The sequence below is a fragment of the Streptomyces aureus genome (assembly GCF_001418135.1).
GTDB lineage: Bacteria > Actinomycetota > Actinomycetes > Streptomycetales > Streptomycetaceae > Streptomyces > Streptomyces aureus_A.
On the sequence record NZ_LIPQ01000184.1, the window covers coordinates 1 to 18,813 of the forward strand.

An 18,813-nucleotide genomic window follows, 5' to 3' on the forward strand; every position below is an offset into this window, starting at 1 on the left:
CGAGGGCGGCCTCCACGCGCGCGCGTGGAGGCCGCCCTCGCCGAGCGCCTGGCCGTCGCCGGCACGCCCGCCCCGGGCGAGGAGCCGCTCGACCCCGCCGCCTACCGCAGCGGGGCCGAACGGCTCGCCGCCGCGGGCGAGACCGGCGAGAACACCTCCGTGAAGGCCCTGCTGCCCCCCGGCGTCCACCCGGCGGTCTACGAGCCGGAGTTCGACCGCTACGGCGGCCCGGCCCTCATGCCCGCCGCCGAGTCCCTCTTCACCCTGTCCAGCGCGCTCGTCCTCGCCGCCCTGCCCAAGGTGAGCGGCGAGCGGCAGCGGGCCGTGCTCGCCCTGCGCGGCACCGTCGCGGTCGCCGCCGCCCTCGGGGACCCGGCGGAACGCGCGTACTACTACGCCCACGGCCTCGGCGCCTGGCGCGCCTGGGCCGCCGAGGCGGGCCACCCGGCCGCACTCCTCGACACGATCATCCGGGTCGAGGGGGCGGTGACCCTCGACCCGGGCTCCCACGGTCCCTTCACCGGGTGGCACGCCCGGATCGCCGCCCACGCGGACGAGATCCGGGAGCACTCGCCAACCCACCCGGGCATGGTCCTCTTCTCGCACGCGCACATGCTCCACAACCGCCTCGGCCTGAGCCTCCTGGAGGAGCTGCGCACCTACGCGGTCCTGGCCCACGCCTTCCCCGTACCGGAGAACACCCCCGTACCGGAGAACGTCTGACCACAGGCCCCCCCCCACGGGGATCACGAAAGGCCCGGCCGGTTTCCCGGTCGGGCCTTTTCGTGGTGCGCACCCGGCTGCTACTCGGGGCGCGGGTCCCAGCGGAAGCTGCGGACGGCGATCAGGGCACCGATGACACCCCACGCGGCGAGCACTGCCAGGTCACGCCACTGGAAGCCGGCGTCCTGGGTGAACAGCGCCAGCATGGCGTCGTTGAACGGCTTCACGGGCAGCAGGCCCGCGACGGTGTTGAGGAGCTCCGCGTGGATCGGGAAGTAGCTGCCCGAGATGAAGACCAGCGGGAACTGGATGAACTGCACGACGGCCGGGGCCGCCTCCGAGTTCTTGATCAGCGAGGCCACGCCGACACCGAGCGCGCAGAAGCTCGCCGCGCCGAGGACGAGCGTCAGCAGGACCGCGCCCCAGTGGGTGGGCAGGTCGACGCCGTAGAGCGCGCCGATGCCGAAGACGAGCGCGACGTCGACGATGCTGACGACGACGCAGTGCACGAGCAGACCGGCGAAGTAGACCCAGGCGGGCAGCGGTGTGGCGTGCAGCCGCTTGAGGACCCCGGTCTGCCGGCGCATCGCGAGCACGATCGCCAACTGGCCGTAGCAGGCACCGAGTACGGACACGGCGGCGATCACCGGCGTGTAGTACTGCATGCCGGTCAGACCGAAGAAGAAGTCCTGGCCCTCGCTGCCGCTGAACACGGCGCCGAAGATGCCGATGATGACGATCGGCAGCACGAAGGTGAAGACCATCGACTGCGGGTTGCGCCAGAACGAAAGCTGCTCGTAACGGATCTGATGGCCGAGCAGGGCCAGCGGGTTCCGTGCGCGCGGGGCGTCCGCGCGGGTCGCCGGGGACGCCGGGGCGGTCGTCTCGGCGGTCGGGGGGATCAGGGTGGTCATGAGCGGCTCCGTCCGGGTCGGCGGCCTCGTCCGGCGGGCGCCTTGCGCTCCCGCGCGGACGACGGCGAGGAGGCTTCCTGCTGTACGTACTCGCTGGTCAGGCTCAGGTAGACGTCCTCAAGCGTGGGCTGCTCGACGGTCAGCCGGTCGAGCGGCGTGCCCCGGTCGAGCGCCCAGCCGGTCAGCCGGTGCAGCGCGGCCGTCGGCTCGGTCGTCTCGGCCGTCACCAGGCCGTCCTCCACGTCGCTCACCGGCAGGGGTACGTCGGCGAGCGCGGCGCCCGTGGGCAGCGCGAAGCGGATCCGGGTCTGGGCGCTGTCGCGGCCGCCGAGGGTGTCCGGGGTGCCCGAGGCGACGATCCGGCCCTCGGCGATGACCACGACCGAGTCGGCCAGCGCCTGCGCCTCGTCCATGTAGTGGGTGGTGAGGACGATGGTGGTGCCGTCGTCGCGCAGATTGCGCACGACGTCCCAGGCACCGCGGCGCGCGTTCGGGTCGAAGCCGGTGGTCGGCTCGTCCAGGAACAGCAGCCTGGGCCGGCCGACGACGCCGAGCGCCAGGTCGAGCCGGCGCTTCTGGCCGCCGGACAGGTCCTTGACCTTGGCGCCCTTCTTCTCGTTCAGGCCGACGAGGTCGAGCAGTTCGTCGACGTTCCGCGGGTCCGGGTAGTAGCCGGCGTTCCGGGCCACCGTCTCCCGTACCGACAGATAGGGCTCGACGGCGATGTCCTGGAGGACGAGGCCGACCTGGCCGCGCAGCCAGTGGCCGTCGGCCTTGACGCCGGGGTCGCGGCCGAGGACCTCGACCCGCCCGCCGTCGCGCTCCCGGAAGCCCTCCAGGATCTCCAGGGTGGTGGTCTTGCCCGCGCCGTTCGGCCCGAGCAGGGCGAAGATCTCGCCCTCTGCGACGCTGAAGTCGACGCCGCGCACGGCCTCGTGGTCGCCGTACCGCTTCTGCAGGCCTTCCACGGCCACCGCGGCGGTCACCGCGGTCCCTCGGCTCGTGTCACTGTGTGCCTCCCGGCGTGGTGGTGGGACGTCGTGGGGTCGTCGCCCGCAGACGGACTCCGGGGCGCAGCCTCGACGTTAGGCGCGGGCCGGTGGGCCGGGCCGGGGCCGCGGGGGCGGCGGTGACGGACGTCATGGAAGCCGCGACAGTTGTCAGAGGGGGGCGTGACCCGCGTTGCCGGAGGCCGGTGGGCGACCCATGCTCGGGGTGCGGCGGACGGCCGGGCTGCGGGAGACCGCGGCAGGCGACGCCGACGGTGCCGACACAGCAGCGACGCGGAAGGCGGTCTCAAAGGTGCGGTTCGGGGATCTGGACGAGTGGGGAGCGGAGGAGCGGCCGCACGTCTCGGTGGTCGGTGCCGGCATCGGCGGACTGACGCTGGCCGGTGCGCTCTCCTCCATGGGTATTCCGTACACGGTGTACGAACAGACGCGGCGGCTCGCGGAGGTGGGGGCGGGAGTCCAGCTCTCGCCCAACGCGGTCAGGCCGCTGCTGCGGCTCGGTCTCGGCCCGGCCCTGCGCGAGCGGGCGGTGGCGATCGAGGCCATGGAGGTACGGGGGTGGAGCGGGCGGCCGATCGCCCGGACGCCCCTCGGCGCGGAGTGCGAGCGGATGTTCGGAGCCCCGTACTACACGGTGCACCGGGCGCATCTCCACGACGCGCTCCTCACCCTCGTCGACGCGGGCAGCCTCAAGCTGGGCGAACGCCTCAGCGAGGCGCGGGAGACGGACGCGTCGGGTGACGGCGTCCGCCTGACCTTCGAGGACGGGACCGTCCGCGGGGCGGAGCTGGTGGTGGGCGCCGACGGCATCCACTCCACGGTCCGCGAGGCGTTCCGGCGCGACGAGCCCGAGTTCTCGGGGCTCGGCATCTACCGGGGCCTGGTGCCCATGGACCGGCTCCCGGACGCGGCCCGCGCGCCTCTGGTGCGCCTCTGGCTCGGCCCGGGCGGGCACTTCGTGTGCTACCCGGTCGCGGCGGGGGAGTACCTGAGCTTCGCGGCGACGGTGCCGATGGCGCAGTCCCCGGGCGAGTCCTGGTCGGTCCCGGGCGATCCGGAGGCGCTGCGCCGGGTGTTCGGCGGCTGGACCGGGCTGGTCGCGGACGTCGTGGGCGCCGTGGAGACGACCCTGCAGTGGGCTCTGCACGACAGGCCGCCGCTGGACGTGTGGTCCTCGGGCCGGCTGACCCTGCTCGGCGACGCGGCCCACCCGATGCTGCCGTTCATGGCGCAGGGCGCGAACCAGGCGGTCGAGGACGCGATGGACCTGGCGGCCTGTCTGGCCGGCCCGGCGCCGTCGACGACCGCGGCCCGGCTCGACCGCTACCAGTCGCTCCGGATCCCCCGCACGGCGGAGATCCAGCGCGGCTCGCGCGGCAACGCCGGCATCCTGCACCTGCCCGACGGCCCGGCCCAGCGCCGCCGCGACGCCCGCATGGCCGTCCACGCGGCCCTCCGCGACCGGGCGATGCTGTACGCCCACGAGACGGGCAGGAGCGTGGTGCCGACCCCGGCGTGACGGAACAGCCGAAGCGACCTGACGCATTGGCCTAGACCTATTGTGTGCCTCTGTCCGCGACGGTACGTTCGTCCCCGGCTGCGCAGCCCGCACGTACCGCACCACATCGCATCGTCACGCACTCCGCCGGGGCATCCCGGCGTTTTCAGGAGGACATGCCATGTACCGTCGCATCGCAGCCGCACTCGCCACCGCGGCAACGGCCGGAGCCCTCGCGCTCGGCACCGCCGGCGCCGCCGAGGCCGCGGGCCCCGGCTTCTACGCCCGCAGCCACCACGCCTCGTACGCCGAATGCCAGGCCGCCGGTCGGGCCGGATACCAGATCTGGGGCCCGATCTTCCTCTGCGAGCCCTTCACCTCCACCCGCCCGGACGTGATCGTCCTCTGGGTGCGGTACTGACCCGGCCCCGGCCCGGGCGGCGGCGGCCGCCCGGCCCGGGGACCGTCAGGTGAACAACCGATTCAGCATTCGATGATGTTCACCGCGAGACCGCCGCGCGCCGTCTCCTTGTACTTCACGCTCATGTCCGCGCCGGTCTCCTTCATCGTCTTGATGACCTTGTCGAGGGAGACCAGGTGGCTGCCGTCGCCGCGCATCGACATCTTCGCCGCCGTGACGGCCTTGACCGCCGCCATGCCGTTGCGCTCGATGCACGGGATCTGGACCAGGCCGCCGACCGGGTCGCAGGTCAGGCCCAGGTTGTGCTCCATGCCGATCTCGGCCGCGTTCTCCACCTGCTCCGGGGTGCCGCCGAGGACCTCGGCGAGGGCGCCCGCCGCCATCGAGCAGGCCGAGCCGACCTCGCCCTGGCAGCCGACCTCGGCGCCGGAGATCGAGGCGTTCTCCTTGAAGAGCATGCCGACCGCGCCGGCCGCCAGCATGAAGCGGACGATGCCGTCGTCGTCGGCGCCGGGCACGAAGTTCATGTAGTAGTGCAGGACGGCGGGGATGATGCCGGCCGCGCCGTTCGTCGGGGCGGTGACCACCCGGCCGCCCGCCGCGTTCTCCTCGTTCACGGCCATGGCGTAGAGAGTGATCCACTCCATGGCGTGCATCTTCGGGTCGCCCTCGGAGCGCAGCTTGCGGGCCAGGTTCGCGGCGCGCCGCCGGACCTTCAGACCGCCGGGCAGGATGCCCTCGCGGGACATGCCGCGCGAGACGCAGGACTGCATGACCCGCCAGATCTCCAGGAGGCCCGCGCGGATCTCGTCCTCGGTGCGCCAGGCCTTCTCGTTCTCCAGCATCAGCGCGGAGATCGACAGGCCGGTCTCCTTCGCGAGGCGGAGCAGCTCGTCGCCGGTGCGGAAGGGGTACTTCAGGACGGTGTCGTCGGGGACGATCGGGTTCTCGCCCTGGACGGCGTCCTCGTCGACGACGAAGCCGCCGCCGACCGAGTAGTACGTCTTCTCCAGGACCAGGCCGCCCTCCGCGTCGTACGCGAAGATCGTCATCCCGTTGGCGTGGTACGGCAGCGCCTTGCGCCGGTGCAGGATCAGGTCGGCGTCGAAGTCGAACGGGATCTCGTGCGCGCCGAGCAGGTTGATCCGGCCGCTCGACTTGATCCGCTCGACCTCGTCGTCCGCCGTCTCCACGTTCACCGTGCGCGGCGAGCTGCCCTCCAGGCCGAGGAGGACCGCCTTCGGGGTGCCGTGGCCGTGGCCGGTCGCGCCGAGGGAGCCGTACAGCTCCGCCCGTACCTTCGTGGTGTGGGCGAGCAGGCCCTCGTTCTTCAGGCGGCGGGCGAACATCCGGGCCGCGCGCATCGGTCCCACCGTGTGGGAGCTCGACGGGCCGATGCCGATCGAGAACAGGTCGAAGACCGAGATGGCCACGGAGGACTCCTTGTGGGGGCTAGACGCCGTTGTCTGCCGGGGTGGAGCAGAAAAGCGCGGAAAGAAGGGCGTGCGGTACAGCGCGAGGACATGGGGTGGGGCACCGCGCTCACTGTCCAGTGTGCGCGGTGCCCCGAAGGTTCCGGACGAACGGCCGCAGACCGCTCGCGGAACAAAAGCCTACGAAACTACTTCAGGCCGGGGTACAGCGGGTGCTTCTCGGCGAGCGCCGTCACCCGGGCCTTCAGCGACGCGGCCTTGTCGGCGTCGAAGCCGGGCTTCAGGGTCTCCGCGATGATGTCGCCGACCTCGGTGAAGTCCTCGGCCTGGAAACCGCGGGTCGCGAGCGCCGGCGTACCGATGCGCAGACCCGAGGTGACCATCGGCGGGCGCGGGTCGTTCGGAACGGCGTTCCGGTTGACCGTGATGCCGACCTCGTGGAGACGGTCCTCGGCCTGCTGGCCGTCCAGCTCGCTGTCGCGCAGGTCGACGAGGAGCAGGTGGACGTCCGTACCGCCGGACAGGACGGAGACACCGTGGGCGGTGACGTCGTCCTGGACCAGGCGCTCGGCGATGACGCGGGCACCGTCCAGGGTGCGCTGCTGGCGCTCCTTGAACTCCTCCGAGGCCGCGACCTTGAAGGAGACGGCCTTGGCCGCGATCACGTGCTCCAGCGGGCCGCCCTGGAAGCCGGGGAAGACCGAGGAGTTCAGCTTCTTCGCGAACTCCTTCTTCGCCAGGATGATGCCGCCGCGGGGGCCGCCGAGCGTCTTGTGCGTGGTGGAGGTCACGACGTCCGCGTGCTCGACCGGGTTCGGGTGCAGACCGGCCGCGACCAGACCCGCGAAGTGGGCCATGTCGACCCACAGGTAGGCCTCGACCTCGTCCGCGATCCGGCGGAACTCGGCGAAGTCCAGCTGACGCGGGTAGGCGGACCAGCCCGCGATGATCACCTTGGGGCGGTGCTCCTTGGCGAGGCGCTCGACCTCGGCCATGTCGACCAGGCCGGCCTCGTCCACGTGGTACGCGACCACGTTGAACTGCTTGCCCGAGAAGTTCAGGCGCATGCCGTGGGTCAGGTGACCGCCGTGCGCCAGGTCCAGACCCAGGATCGTGTCGCCGGGCTGGGCGATCGCGAAGAGGGCGGCCTGGTTCGCGGAGGCACCGGAGTGCGGCTGGACGTTGGCGTACTCGGCGCCGAACAGGTCCTTGATCCGGTCGATCGCGATCTGCTCGGCGACGTCGACGTGCTCGCAGCCACCGTAGTAGCGGCGTCCCGGGTAGCCCTCGGCGTACTTGTTGGTGAGGACGGAGCCCTGCGCCTCCATGACGGCGACCGGAGCGAAGTTCTCCGAGGCGATCATCTCGAGCGTGGACTGCTGACGGCGGAGCTCGGCGTCGACGGCGGCGGCGACGTCGGGGTCCAGCTCGTGGAGGGGAGTGTTCAGAAGCGACATGAATCGATCCCTAAGGGGTCTCGGGCCCGGTCTCAGTTCCCGGCGGAGAACGCGGTGTACTCGTCGGCGGAGAGCAGCTCGTCCGGCTCTCCCGCGACGCGCACCTTGAACAGCCAGCCACCCTCGAACGGAGCCGTGTTCACCAGGGACGGGTCGTCCACCACGTCCTGGTTGGCGGCGACGACCTCACCCGTGACGGGGGAGTACAGGTCGCTCACGGACTTCGTCGACTCCAGCTCGCCGCAGGTCTCGCCGGCGGTGACCGTGGAGCCGACCTCGGGGAGCTGGGCGTAGACGACGTCACCGAGCGCGTTGGCGGCGAACTCCGTGATGCCGACGGTCGAGACGCCTTCCTCGGCGTCCGACAGCCACTCGTGCTCCTTGGTGTAGCGCAGCTGCTGGGGGTTGCTCATGACCTGATTCTCCTGGATCGGGGGAGTACTGATGAACGTGGGTCTTGCGGGGTGAGACGCGAAGTGAGACGGATACGTCACTTCTGGCGCTTGTAGAACGGCAGCGCCACGACCTCGTACGCCTCGTGGGTGCCGCGGATGTCCACACCTACACCCTGGGTGCCGGGCTCGGCGTGCGCCGCGTCCACGTACGCCATCGCGATCGGCTTTCCGAGGGTCGGGGACGGGGCGCCGGAGGTGACCTCGCCGATCACCACTCCGTCCTTGACGACGGAGAAGCCGGCCCGCGGGACGCGGCGGCCCTCGGCGACCAGACCGACGAGCTTGCGCGGCGGGGCGGTCTCGGCGCGCTCGGCGGCCTTCTCCAGAGCCTCACGGCCGACGAAACGGCCGTCGTTGGTCGTCTTCTCGAACTTCACGACCCGGCCGAGGCCCGCGTCGAAGGGGGTCAGCGCGGTGGTCAGCTCGTGGCCGTACAGCGGCATGCCCGCCTCCAGGCGGAGCGTGTCGCGGCAGGACAGGCCGCAGGGGATCAGACCGACCGGCGCGCCGGCCTCGGTCAGCGCCTTCCAGACGCCCTCGGCGTGCTCGGGCTTCAGGAACAGCTCGAAGCCGTCCTCGCCGGTGTAGCCGGTACGGGCGATCAGCGCGGGCACGCCGGCGACCGTGCCGGGCAGGCCGGCGTAGTACTTCAGACCGTCCAGGTCGGCGTCGGTGATCGACTTCAGGATGCCGGGGGACTCCGGGCCCTGCACCGCGATCAGGGCGTACGCGTCACGGTCGTCACGCACCTCGGCGTCGAAGCCGGCCGCGCGCCCGGTCAGCGCGTCCAGGACGATCTGCGCGTTGGAGGCGTTGGCGACGACCATGTACTCCGTCTCGCCGAGGCGGTAGACGATCAGGTCGTCGAGGATGCCGCCGTCCTCCTGGCAGATCATCGTGTAGCGGGCACGGCCGACGCCCACGGTGGAGATGTTGCCGACGAGGGCGTGGTCGAGGAGCTCGACCGCCTGCGGGCCGGTGACGGTGATCTCACCCATGTGGGAGAGGTCGAAGAGACCCGCCTTGGTGCGGACGGCGATGTGCTCGTCCCGCTCGCTGCCGTACCGGAGCGGCATGTCCCAGCCGGCGAAGTCGGTCATGGTCGCGCCCAGCGAACGATGCAGGGCATCGAGGGCGGTCAGACGGGGGGCAGTGCTCATGGGGTGGCTCCCGGGTCCCAAGGGCGTGATCGGTGACGAAACACATGACGGGCGAGGACGTCCTCCCCATCTGTCATGGAACCTGAGAGGTTCACCGAGAGCATCTCGTCGCCGAGAGATCGGTTTGCACCTTGGGTGGGGACACGGCAGGTGTCCCGCTTTTCAGATCTGCCTCATCCACGCGGTACGGGGCCTGAGAGATTCAAGGGAGGGTCTTGCTCCTTCGGCGTCCGGACACGCCTGGCGCGTCCGGAACTCTCCCGCGCGGATTCGAGCGGCCGGTATGCGATTGTGTGGCGACTGTGCGCGCCTGGCGCGGACATCATTGCACGCGAGGTCGGCGGGGCACATCGCTTGTGTCCCATTACCGCTTCTTTACACTTTGTGGGCAAGGGTCTTCCCAGGCCCGGCAGGGGGAGAAGCGATGAGGTTCCAGCACACCGGCGCGTACGCGCCGAGTACCGGCATACCGTCCCAGCGAGCCCGTGCCCGGACCCGCCGCCGGGGGCGGATCCTGCGTGACCTGCGCGAGCGCGGCGGCCGAGGCCCCCGCGCGCTCACCTTCGCCGCCGGCGACCTGGTGGTCGTCTCCGGGCTGCCCGGCAGCGGCAAGTCCACCCTCATGCGGCGCGCCGCCGAGGGCGCCGGCATCGACTCGCAGGACACCCGGGAGCGCTGGGAGGCCCGGATGCCCCGCCTCCTGCCGTACGCCGTCTACCGCCCGCTGGTCCGGATCGCGCACTACGCGGGGCTGCGCCGCGCCCTGCGGTCCGGCGCCGGAGTGGTCGTCCACGACTGCGGCACCCAGTCCTGGGTGCGCGGCTGGCTCGCCCGGGAGGCCCGCCGCCGCGGCCGGGCCCTCCACCTGGTCCTGCTCGACGTCGACCCGGACACCGCCCGTGAGGGCCAGCGGGCCCGAGGCCGGGGAGTCTCGTCGTACGCCTTCGCCCGGCACCGGCGGGCCGTCGCCCGGCTCGTCGCGGCGGCGGAGTCCGGCCGGCTGCCGCACGGCTGCGCCTCCGCGACCCTGCTCGACCGGGACGCGGCGGACACGCTGCGGAAGATCGGCTTCCGGGAGGGGCCCGAGGCGGCCTGAGGCGGCCCGAGGCGGCCTGAGGCGGGCTGAGGGGGCGCGCCCGCGGCGTACGCGGCAGCGGCCCGAGGCGGGCCCGCGTCGTACGCAGGGCGTCCGACGTGGGCCGCCGTGCCGCGACCGCCGTGCCTACGCGGGGCCGTCCGAGGGCGGGCCGCTGTGCCCGTACCCAGGGCCGCCCGACGGCAGGACGCTGTGCCGTACGCAGGGCGGCCCGAGGCGGTCCGGCTGTGACGTACGCCCCTGTCCGGGTGTGCCCGTACCCCTGCTTTTGGCCACGGCGGCGCCGGGGCGGCGTTAGGGTGCTGCCGGGGCGGCCGGTACGGCAGGCCGTGCGAGAAGGGGAAACGGGACCGTGGACGTGACGTGGCCGGGCAACGAGCTGGAAGAGGTCCTTGCCGCATCCCTCGGCAACCCCTCGGCGGGCGCCCGCCTGGTCGAGGTCCTCGGCCGCAGCCCGGTCTGGGTGCCCCTCCCCAACGGCGGCGGACCCGACAGCCCGAACCTGGACCTCGCCACCATGGAGATCGACGGCGCGGCGTACGTCCCCGTCTTCAGCTCCGAGGAGCAGTTCCTCGCCTGCGTCGGCAGCCACATGTCGTTCACCGTCGCCCCGGCCCGTGACTTCGCCCGCGGCCTGCCCCCGCAGCTCGGCATCGCCGTGAACCCGGGCGGCGTCGTCGGCGTCCCGTTGCCCCCGCCGGCCGTCGCCGAGCTCTGCCGCGTCGGCCGCACCCCGCTCGACGGGCCCGCCACCGGCGGCCGCGTCCGGCTCTTCGAGCCCGACTGGCAGGACGACCCCGTCGACTTCCTCGCCGCCGCGTCCGCCGAGTTCGAGGCCACCGGCGTCGTCACCACCGCCCGCCGTGCGCTCGCCAGCGTCGAGGGCACCGAACCCGCCCTCTTCGTCGGTGTCCAGCTCGCCGCCTGGGACGGCGTCGACCGCAACGCGCCGCTGGACGCCCTCGGCCGTGCCCTCGGCCGCGTCGAATGCGCCTGGCCGGTCAACCTCATCCTGCTCGACATGGCACAGGACCCGGTCGGCGACTGGATGCTGGAGCGGGTGCGCCCCTTCTACCAGCGCGCCGCCGTGTGACGGACGGCCTGTTTAAGCTGAACTTCTCGACAGCAGGACGGACGTCTTCAGGACGGACGTCGGAACAGACGTGGTGACGGAAGAGGGGCGGGACCCAGGGTGAGCGCGTCAGGCACCGCTGCGACCGGACAGGTCGAGCACATGCTGCGCCAGGTGGCACCCGGACGCTACGACGCGTACGAGCAGTTGCTGCACGCCCTCGCCGACGGCGAGCTCTGGATGCTGCTCTGGCACGGCTCGCCCGGCTCGTCCGACGCCCAGTACGGGAACATGGAGGTCGACGGCTTCGGCTACGCGCCCTGCGTCACCTCCGCCCAGGAACTCGCCGCCTCTGGCTGGCACCGCGCCCACGAGCTCGTCACCGGCCGGGAGATCGCCCGGGCCCTCTACCCCGACCGCTGGGGCGTCTGGCTGAATCCGCACGCCCCCGGCGGCGGTGTCGGCATCCCCTGGGCCGACCTGCGCCGGATCGCCACCGGCCTCGACCGGATGCCCGCCGGGCCGCTCCGGGTCACCGAGCCCACCCTGGAGATCCCCCAGTTCTACGCCCTGCTCACGCAGAACGCGCACCGCACCCCGGCCGTCCGGGCGCTGCGCCGCGGCTGGGTGCAGCCCGCGCTCGGATCCCCGTACCTCGCCATCGGGCTCGACCTGTACGACACCTCGCCGACGGCCGTCGACACGGTCCGGGCGATGATGCGCCAGTCCATCGGAGCCGTACCCGAGGGGCTGCCCGTCTCGACGGTCGCCCTGTCCGACGCGTACGACCCGGTGGCCCTCTGGCTGCGGGCGAACGGCCGCCCGTTCTACGACCGCGAGGCGCACGCCGGACGCGGCTCCGCGCCCGTTCCGGGCTATGGATACCCGCCGCCGGCGCCGTCCGGATACTGAGACGTACCCCTTCTCGCATCCCGCCCCACCAGCCTCCGGAGTTCGCTCCGGAGGCTTTCGTTCGCCCCAATTGAGGAACTCGAACGCCTAGTTGAGGGGACATGTCCGATTGGGGGGAAGAGGACCCGAGATGGTCCGCTCACGTGATCGCGACGTCCGGATAACGGAAGTCGCAGCACCGCATCACGTTTGAGCAAACATTCCTCGTCAGGGCTGGCGGGTGATCGCAAGCGCATTGAAGACTCCCCGGAACACCGGGCGTTCGGCTCCTTTCGAGCAGGTGCCCAGCAGGTTGTTCCACCGAGCCGCTACCCGCGGCGGGCAAGGGCCGGCTACCGGCGGCCGAGAGGGGTCCTCACCACGATGACGGCACCACTGCACGAGAAGAGTGCGGGCGAGGCGACCGCCACCGTCGATGGCGCGCCCGACGCCCCCGGCACTCCCGGCGGCGCCGGCAAGGTGATCGAGGGCCGCTCGCCCTGGCAGATCGCCTGGACCCGCCTCAAGCGCGACAAACTGGCCCTCGCGGGCGCGTTCATCGTCGTCTTCCTCGTCCTCGTCGCGATCTTCGCGCCGGTGATCGTGGGCCTCCTGGGCCACCCGCCGGACGAGTTCCACGAGGACCAGATCGACCCGCTGTTCGGCACCCCGATCGGTTCCTGGGGCGGCGTCAGCTCCGACTTCCTCTTCGGAGTCGAGCCCGTCAACGGCCGCGACGTCTTCAGCCGCATCGTCTACGGCGCCCGGATCTCGCTGCTCGTCGCCTTCCTCGCGGCGGTCTTCGCGGTCGTCCTCGGCACGATCCTCGGCATCATCGCCGGCTACTTCGGCGGCTGGATCGACGCCGTCCTCAGCCGGGTCATGGACGTCATGCTCGCCTTCCCGCAGCTGCTCTTCACCATCGCCCTGGTCTCCGTCCTGCCGAACGAACTCCTCGGCCTCGACGGCTCCGGCGTCCGCATCGCCGCCCTGGTGGTCGTGATCGGCTTCTTCGGCTGGCCCTACGTGGGCCGCATCGTCCGCGGCCAGACCCTCTCGCTGCGCAACCGCGAGTACGTGGAGGCCGCCCAGAGCCTCGGCGCCGGCCGCCTCTACATCCTGCGCCGCGAGCTGCTGCCGAACCTGATCGCCCCGATCACGGTCTACGCGACCCTCATGATCCCCACCAACATCCTCACCGAAGCGGCGCTGAGCTTCCTCGGCGCGGGTGTGAAGCCCCCCACCGCTTCCTGGGGACAGATGCTGTCGACGGCCATCACCACCTACGAGGCGGACCCGCTCTTCATGGTGATCCCCGGCCTCGCGATCTTCATCACCGTTCTGGCGTTCAACCTCTTCGGCGACGGCGTGCGTGACGCGCTCGACCCGAAGGGCTCCCGCTGACCGTTCGCCGAAGACCCGCACGACCCGCCCCTGCCGCTGGCGACAGGAGGCCAAACCCCAATCGGCGGACCGCCGTAAGGCCGCCACTATCCCGGAGGTTGCTGGACCCATGCTGAAGAGCTCTCAGCGCAGAATCGCCGCGGGCGCGCTGCTCGCGGCGGCCACGATGGTCGTCACCACCGCCTGCGGTGGCGGCACCGGTGACAGCGGCGACAAGGGCAAGGGCGGCGCGTCCGGCTTCAACGCCGGCGTGAACAAGATCGCCAACCCGTCGTCCAAGAAGGGCGGCGAGCTGAAGTTCATCGGCTCGCAGGACGCGGACTTCTGGGACCCGCAGCGCGGCTACTACGGTTTCGTGTGGGACTTCGCCCGCTACTACACCCGCCAGCTCGTGACCTTCAAGGCGGAGCCCGGCGCGGCGTCCACGGAGCTCGTCTCCGACCTCGCCACCGACACCGGCAAGGTCTCGGCCGACGGCCTCACCTACACCTTCACCCTGAAGGACGGGGTGACGTGGGAGGACGGCAAGCCGATCACCTCCAAGGACATCAAGTACGGCATCGAGCGCATCTGGGCCCAGGACGTCCTCTCGGGCGGCCCGATCTACCTCCAGCAGGTCCTCGACCCCAAGGGCGAGTACAAGGGCCCGTACAAGGACACCTCCGCGGACAAGCTCGGCCTGAAGGCGATCGAGACCCCGGACGACAAGACCATCATCTTCAAGCTGCCGGTCGCCAACGGTGACTTCCTGCAGATGCTGGCCATGCCCGCCGCGTCCCCGGTCCGCCAGGACAAGGACACCAAGGCCAAGTACACCCTGAAGCCGTTCTCGTCCGGCCCGTACAAGTGGGAGTCCTACACTCCCAACAAGTCCCTCAAGCTCGTCCGCAACGACAAGTGGGACGCCAAGAGCGACACCGTCCGCAAGGCCCTGCCGGACAAGATCAGCGTCACGTTCACCACTAACGCCGACGACATGGACAACCGTCTGGTCGAGGGCGAGTACGACCTCGACATCAACGCGACGGGTGTCGGCGCCGCCGCCCGCCAGAAGGTGCTCCAGCAGCACAAGGGCAACGTCGACAACCCGCAGACGGGCTTCATCCGTTACGCGGTCTTCCCGCAGACGGTCATCCCCAACATCGAGTGCCGCAAGGCCATCATCTACGCGGCCGACTCGAAGTCCCTGCAGACCGCCCGTGGCGGCCCGCAGGCCGGTGGCGACATCGCCTCCAACATGCTGCCGCCGGCGATCAAGGGTGCCGACCCGAAGGCCGACCCGTACGGCAAGCTCGGTGGCGCGCCGGACCTCGCCAAGGCGAAGGAGGCCCTGAAGAAGTGCGGTAAGCCGAACGGCTTCAAGACCACCATCGCGGTCCGCAACAACAAGAAGATCGAGATCGCGACCGCCGAGTCCCTCCAGCAGTCCCTGCTGAAGGTCGGCATCGACGCCCAGATCGACCAGTTCGACGGCGCCCAGACCTCCGGCATCATCGGCTCGCCGAAGGTCGTCAAGGACAAGGGCTACGGCATCATCATCATGGGCTGGGGCGCCGACTTCCCGTCGGGCCAGGGCTTCCTCCAGCCGCTGGTCGACGGCCGCTTCATCCTCCAGAGCGGTAACAACAACTTCTCCGAGCTGAACGACCCGGCCGTCAACGGCCTGTTCGACCAGGCGCTGAAGGAGACCGACCCGGCGAAGGCCGGCGAGCTCTACAAGCAGATCAACACCAAGGTCTCCGAGGCCGCGGTCTACCTGCCCTTCACCCACGAGAAGAACATCATCTGGCGCAGCTCCCGGCTGACCAACGTCTACACGGCGGACGCCTACAACGGCCGCTACGACTACGCGTCGCTCGGCGTCGTCAAGTAATCCGCTCCGCTTCACCGGCGCACCACCCGCCGCCAGCTCCGAAGGGCAGGTGATGGCCGAGGGCGGCGGCCGGGGGACCCGATCGGGTCCCCCGGCCGCCGACCGGCCGACCGCATGCTTGCATACATAGTCCGACGGCTCTTCGCAGTCGTCGCGATGCTGCTCGTCGTCACCCTCGTGACGCTCAGCATCTTCTTCCTCATCCCCAAGATGACCGGCAGTGACCCTGCCGCGATGTTCGTCGGCAAGCAGGCGGATCCGGCAGCCATCGAGGCCGTCCGGCAGAAGCTGGGTCTGGACGAGCCGCTCCTGGTGCAGTTCTGGCACTTCGTCTCCGGCATCTTCGTCGGTCGTGACTACACCGGCGGTGGCGACACCATCCACTGCGCGGCGCCCTGCTTCGGGTACTCGTTCCGCAGTGAGCAGGACGTCTGGTCGATGCTGGTCGAGGCCTTCCCCGTCACCCTCTCCATGGTCGTCGGCGCCGCCGTGCTGTGGCTGGTCCTGGGTGTCTCCACGGGTGTCGTCTCCGCGCTCAAGCGGGGCACGGTCATCGACCGCGTGGCCATGATCACGGCCCTCTCGGGCGTCTCGCTCCCCATCTTCTTCACCGCCATGCTGGCGATGCTGGTCTTCCGCACCCAACTGGGCTGGGTCGACGCCACGTACGTGCCGCTCTCCGAGTCCTTCGGCGGCTGGTTCGGCGGCCTGCTGCTGCCCTGGGTGACGCTCGCCTTCCTGTACGCGGCGATGTACGCGCGCCTCACCCGCGCCACCATGCTGGAGGTCCTCGGCGAGGACTACATCCGCACGGCCCGGGCCAAGGGACTGCCGGAGTCGGTCGTGCTCGGCAAGCACGCCATGCGCTCCACCATGACCCCCATCCTGACCATCTTCGGCATGGACCTCGGCGCCCTCGTGGGCGGCGCGATCCTGACCGAGACCGCGTTCAGCCTCCACGGACTGGGCGCCCTGGCCATCCGGGGCGTGAACGAGCGCGACCTGCCGCTCATCCTGGCCGTCACGCTCATCACCGCCGCGTGCGTCGTCATCGCGAACCTCGTGGTGGACCTGCTGTACGCGGTGATCGACCCCCGAGTGAGGCTCGCATGACGGACAAGCTGACGAAGACCGGCGCGGCGGTGGGAGAGCCCGTCGCCACCGGGTCCGCCCCCTCCGACGCCTTCCTCGACGTGCGCGACCTGAAGATCCACTTCCCGACCGACGACGGTCTGGTCAAGTCGGTCGACGGGCTCAGCTTCCAGCTGGAGAAGGGCAAGACCCTCGGCATCGTGGGCGAGTCCGGCTCCGGCAAGTCGGTCACCTCGCTCGGCATCATGGGCCTCCACACCGTCGGCCAGTACGGCCGGCAGAAGGCGCAGATCTCCGGCGAGATCTGGCTCAACGGCCGTGATCTGCTCTCGGCCGACCCGGACGAGGTCCGGAAGATGCGTGGCCGTGACATGGCGATGATCTTCCAGGACCCGCTGTCCGCGATGCACCCGTACTACACGGTCGGCAGCCAGATCGTGGAGGCGTACCGCGTCCACCACGACGTCGACAAGAAGACGGCGCGCAAGCGGGCCGTCGAACTCCTCGACCGGGTCGGCATCCCCGAGCCCGCCAAGCGGTTCGACAACTACCCGCACGAGTTCTCCGGCGGCATGCGCCAGCGCGCGATGATCGCCATGGCGCTCGTCAACAACCCCGCGCTGCTCATCGCCGACGAGCCGACCACCGCGCTCGACGTGACCGTGCAGGCCCAGATCCTCGACCTGATGCGGGACCTCCAGAAGGAGTTCGGCTCCGCGGTCGTCATCATCACCCACGACCTCGGCGTCGTTGCCGAGCTCGCCGACGACATCCTCGTGATGTACGGCGGGCGCTGCGTCGAGCGCGGACCCGCCGAGTCCGTCTTCTACGAGCCGCAGCACCCCTACACCTGGGGCCTGCTCGGCTCGATGCCGAGGATCGACCGCGACCAGACCGATCGGCTCATCCCGGTCAAGGGCAACCCGCCCAGCCTCATCAACATCCCGAGCGGCTGCGCCTTCAACCCCCGCTGCCCGTACGCGGACGTCCCCAAGGGCGGCATCACGCGCACGCAGCGACCGGAGCTGGCGCCGGCCGGGGACCGCCACTTCTCGGCCTGCCACATGCCGCAGGAGGAGCGGACCCGTATCTGGACCGAAGAGATTGCGCCGAAACTGTGAGCGAGACCATGGAACCCCTCCTCAAGGTCACCGGCCTGAAGAAGCACTTCCCCATCAAGAAGGGGCTTCTCCAGCGCCAGACCGGTGCGGTCAAGGCGGTCGACGGGATCGACTTCGAGGTCCTGCCCGGTGAGACGCTCGGCGTCGTCGGCGAGTCCGGCTGCGGCAAGTCCACGATGGGCCGCCTGATCACCCGGCTCCTCGAACCGACCGGCGGCACGGTCGAGTTCCAGGGCAAGGACATCTCGCACCTCGGCGTCTCGGGCATGCGCCCGTTCCGCCGGGACATCCAGATGATCTTCCAGGACCCGTACGGCTCGCTGAACCCCCGCCACACGGTCGGCACGATCGTCTCGGCCCCCTTCAAGCTCCAGGGCGTCGAGCCCGAGGGCGGCGTGAAGAAGGAGGTCCAGCGCCTGCTCGGGCTGGTCGGCCTCAACCCGGAGCACTACAACCGCTACCCGCACGAGTTCTCCGGCGGTCAGCGCCAGCGCATCGGCATCGCCCGCGCGCTGGCCCTGAAGCCGAAGCTCGTGGTCGCGGACGAGCCGGTCTCGGCCCTGGACGTCTCCATCCAGGCCCAGGTGGTCAACCTCCTGGACGACCTCCAGCAGGAGCTCGGCCTCACGTACGTGATCATCGCGCACGACCTGTCGGTCATCCGGCACGTCTCGGACCGCATCGCGGTGATGTACCTCGGCAAGATCGTGGAACTCGCGGACCGCAAGTCCCTCTACGAGAACCCGATGCACCCGTACACCCGCGCCCTCATGTCGGCGGTCCCGATCCCGGACCCCCGCCGCCGTGGCGCGAAGAGCGACCGCATCCTCCTGACGGGCGACGTCCCGTCCCCGATAGCCCCGCCGGCGGGCTGCCGCTTCAACACCCGCTGCTGGAAGGCCACGGACGTCTGCCGCACGCAGGAGCCCCCGCTGGTCGAGCTCCGCCCGGGCCAGCGAGTGGCCTGCCACCACCCGGAGAACGCGGAGTCCCTGACGATCCCGGGAGCCAGGGAGTCCCTGGAGATCACGACCCCGCAGAAGGCGGAGGCGCCGTCCGAGCCGGACCCGGCTGCCGCCGAGGACGACGCACCGAAGGCGTGACCCGGAGGAGGCCCCCGGTACCGAAAGGCACCGGGGGCCTCCGCACGTACCGCACACCTGACCTGGAGGAGGTCAGGTGTGCGGTACGTG

17 protein-coding genes and 1 riboswitch are annotated in these 18,813 nt (G+C 70.8%); of the genes, 11 read left to right on the top strand and 6 right to left on the bottom strand.

What is annotated here, in order from left to right; all coding sequences use genetic code 11:
- Nucleotides 1–723 (top strand): thiopeptide-type bacteriocin biosynthesis protein (locus AOK00_RS17130; RefSeq protein ID WP_055601191.1); only part of this gene is annotated, 723 nt, incomplete at its 5' end.
- Nucleotides 724–803: 80 nt separating this feature from the next.
- Here the strand turns inward: AOK00_RS17130 and AOK00_RS17135 are convergent.
- Nucleotides 804–1,637, bottom strand: a complete 834-nt coding sequence (locus AOK00_RS17135; RefSeq protein WP_055601178.1) for an ABC transporter permease — start codon at nucleotides 1,635–1,637, stop codon at nucleotides 804–806.
- Complete coding sequence (locus AOK00_RS17140) at nucleotides 1,634–2,623, bottom strand: ABC transporter ATP-binding protein (protein ID WP_055601179.1); 990 nt, start codon at nucleotides 2,621–2,623, stop codon at nucleotides 1,634–1,636. Before AOK00_RS17140 ends, AOK00_RS17135 begins: the two co-directional genes overlap by 4 nt.
- Before the next feature lie 220 nt (nucleotides 2,624–2,843).
- On the opposite strand from AOK00_RS17140, the gene AOK00_RS17145 reads away from it, so the two are divergent.
- A complete protein-coding gene (locus AOK00_RS17145; protein ID WP_079042045.1) occupies nucleotides 2,844–4,166 on the top strand; it encodes an FAD-dependent monooxygenase in 1,323 nt (440 codons plus the stop codon).
- Nucleotides 4,167–4,326: 160 nt separating this feature from the next.
- A complete protein-coding gene (locus AOK00_RS17150) occupies nucleotides 4,327–4,566 on the top strand; it encodes a hypothetical protein (RefSeq protein WP_030320389.1) in 240 nt (79 codons plus the stop codon).
- Nucleotides 4,567–4,628: 62 nt separating this feature from the next.
- Here the strand turns inward: AOK00_RS17150 and AOK00_RS17155 are convergent, their stop codons facing one another.
- The 4 genes from AOK00_RS17155 to gcvT all read right to left on the bottom strand — a co-directional run bounded on the left by AOK00_RS17155 (nucleotide 4,629) and on the right by gcvT (nucleotide 9,071).
- Entirely contained in the window at nucleotides 4,629–5,999 is a 1,371-nt protein-coding gene (locus tag AOK00_RS17155) for an L-serine ammonia-lyase (RefSeq protein ID WP_055601180.1), read from the bottom strand.
- A 188-nt stretch (nucleotides 6,000–6,187) separates the two neighbouring features.
- Complete coding sequence (gene glyA, locus AOK00_RS17160) at nucleotides 6,188–7,456, bottom strand: serine hydroxymethyltransferase (RefSeq protein WP_055601181.1); 1,269 nt, start codon at nucleotides 7,454–7,456, stop codon at nucleotides 6,188–6,190.
- A 32-nt stretch (nucleotides 7,457–7,488) separates the two neighbouring features.
- Nucleotides 7,489–7,869, bottom strand: a complete 381-nt coding sequence (gcvH, locus tag AOK00_RS17165) for a glycine cleavage system protein GcvH (RefSeq protein WP_055601182.1) — start codon at nucleotides 7,867–7,869, stop codon at nucleotides 7,489–7,491.
- Between the two features lie 77 nt (nucleotides 7,870–7,946).
- The gene (gene gcvT / locus AOK00_RS17170; RefSeq protein ID WP_055601183.1) at nucleotides 7,947–9,071 is read right to left on the bottom strand and encodes a glycine cleavage system aminomethyltransferase GcvT; all 1,125 of its coding nucleotides are present in this window, start codon (nucleotides 9,069–9,071) and stop codon (nucleotides 7,947–7,949) included.
- Nucleotides 9,072–9,243: 172 nt separating this feature from the next.
- A riboswitch (glycine riboswitch) is annotated at nucleotides 9,244–9,344 on the bottom strand.
- A gap of 151 nt (nucleotides 9,345–9,495) precedes the next feature.
- Here gcvT and AOK00_RS17175 point away from each other — a divergent pair.
- The 8 genes from AOK00_RS17175 (at nucleotide 9,496) to AOK00_RS17210 (ending at nucleotide 18,723) form a co-directional block, all read left to right on the top strand.
- Nucleotides 9,496–10,167: an AAA family ATPase gene (locus AOK00_RS17175; protein ID WP_055601184.1), complete on the top strand. Its 672-nt coding sequence runs from the start codon at nucleotides 9,496–9,498 to the stop codon at nucleotides 10,165–10,167.
- A 352-nt stretch (nucleotides 10,168–10,519) separates the two neighbouring features.
- Complete coding sequence (locus tag AOK00_RS17180) at nucleotides 10,520–11,260, top strand: enhanced serine sensitivity protein SseB (protein ID WP_055601185.1); 741 nt, start codon at nucleotides 10,520–10,522, stop codon at nucleotides 11,258–11,260.
- A 99-nt stretch (nucleotides 11,261–11,359) separates the two neighbouring features.
- A complete protein-coding gene (locus AOK00_RS17185; RefSeq protein WP_063886617.1) occupies nucleotides 11,360–12,151 on the top strand; it encodes an enhanced serine sensitivity protein SseB C-terminal domain-containing protein in 792 nt (263 codons plus the stop codon).
- Nucleotides 12,152–12,514: 363 nt separating this feature from the next.
- Entirely contained in the window at nucleotides 12,515–13,534 is a 1,020-nt protein-coding gene (locus AOK00_RS17190; protein WP_055601187.1) for an ABC transporter permease, read from the top strand.
- A 109-nt stretch (nucleotides 13,535–13,643) separates the two neighbouring features.
- Complete coding sequence (locus AOK00_RS17195) at nucleotides 13,644–15,407, top strand: ABC transporter substrate-binding protein (RefSeq protein ID WP_055601188.1); 1,764 nt, start codon at nucleotides 13,644–13,646, stop codon at nucleotides 15,405–15,407.
- 114 nt (nucleotides 15,408–15,521) lie between these two features.
- Nucleotides 15,522–16,520, top strand: a complete 999-nt coding sequence (locus tag AOK00_RS17200; protein ID WP_055601189.1) for an ABC transporter permease — start codon at nucleotides 15,522–15,524, stop codon at nucleotides 16,518–16,520.
- Nucleotides 16,517–17,620: an ABC transporter ATP-binding protein gene (locus AOK00_RS17205; protein WP_055601190.1), complete on the top strand. Its 1,104-nt coding sequence runs from the start codon at nucleotides 16,517–16,519 to the stop codon at nucleotides 17,618–17,620. The genes AOK00_RS17200 and AOK00_RS17205 overlap by 4 nt, the downstream gene beginning before the upstream one ends.
- Before the next feature lie 8 nt (nucleotides 17,621–17,628).
- The gene (locus tag AOK00_RS17210; protein WP_055601193.1) at nucleotides 17,629–18,723 is read left to right on the top strand and encodes an ABC transporter ATP-binding protein; all 1,095 of its coding nucleotides are present in this window, start codon (nucleotides 17,629–17,631) and stop codon (nucleotides 18,721–18,723) included.
- Nucleotides 18,724–18,813 lie beyond the last annotated feature (90 nt).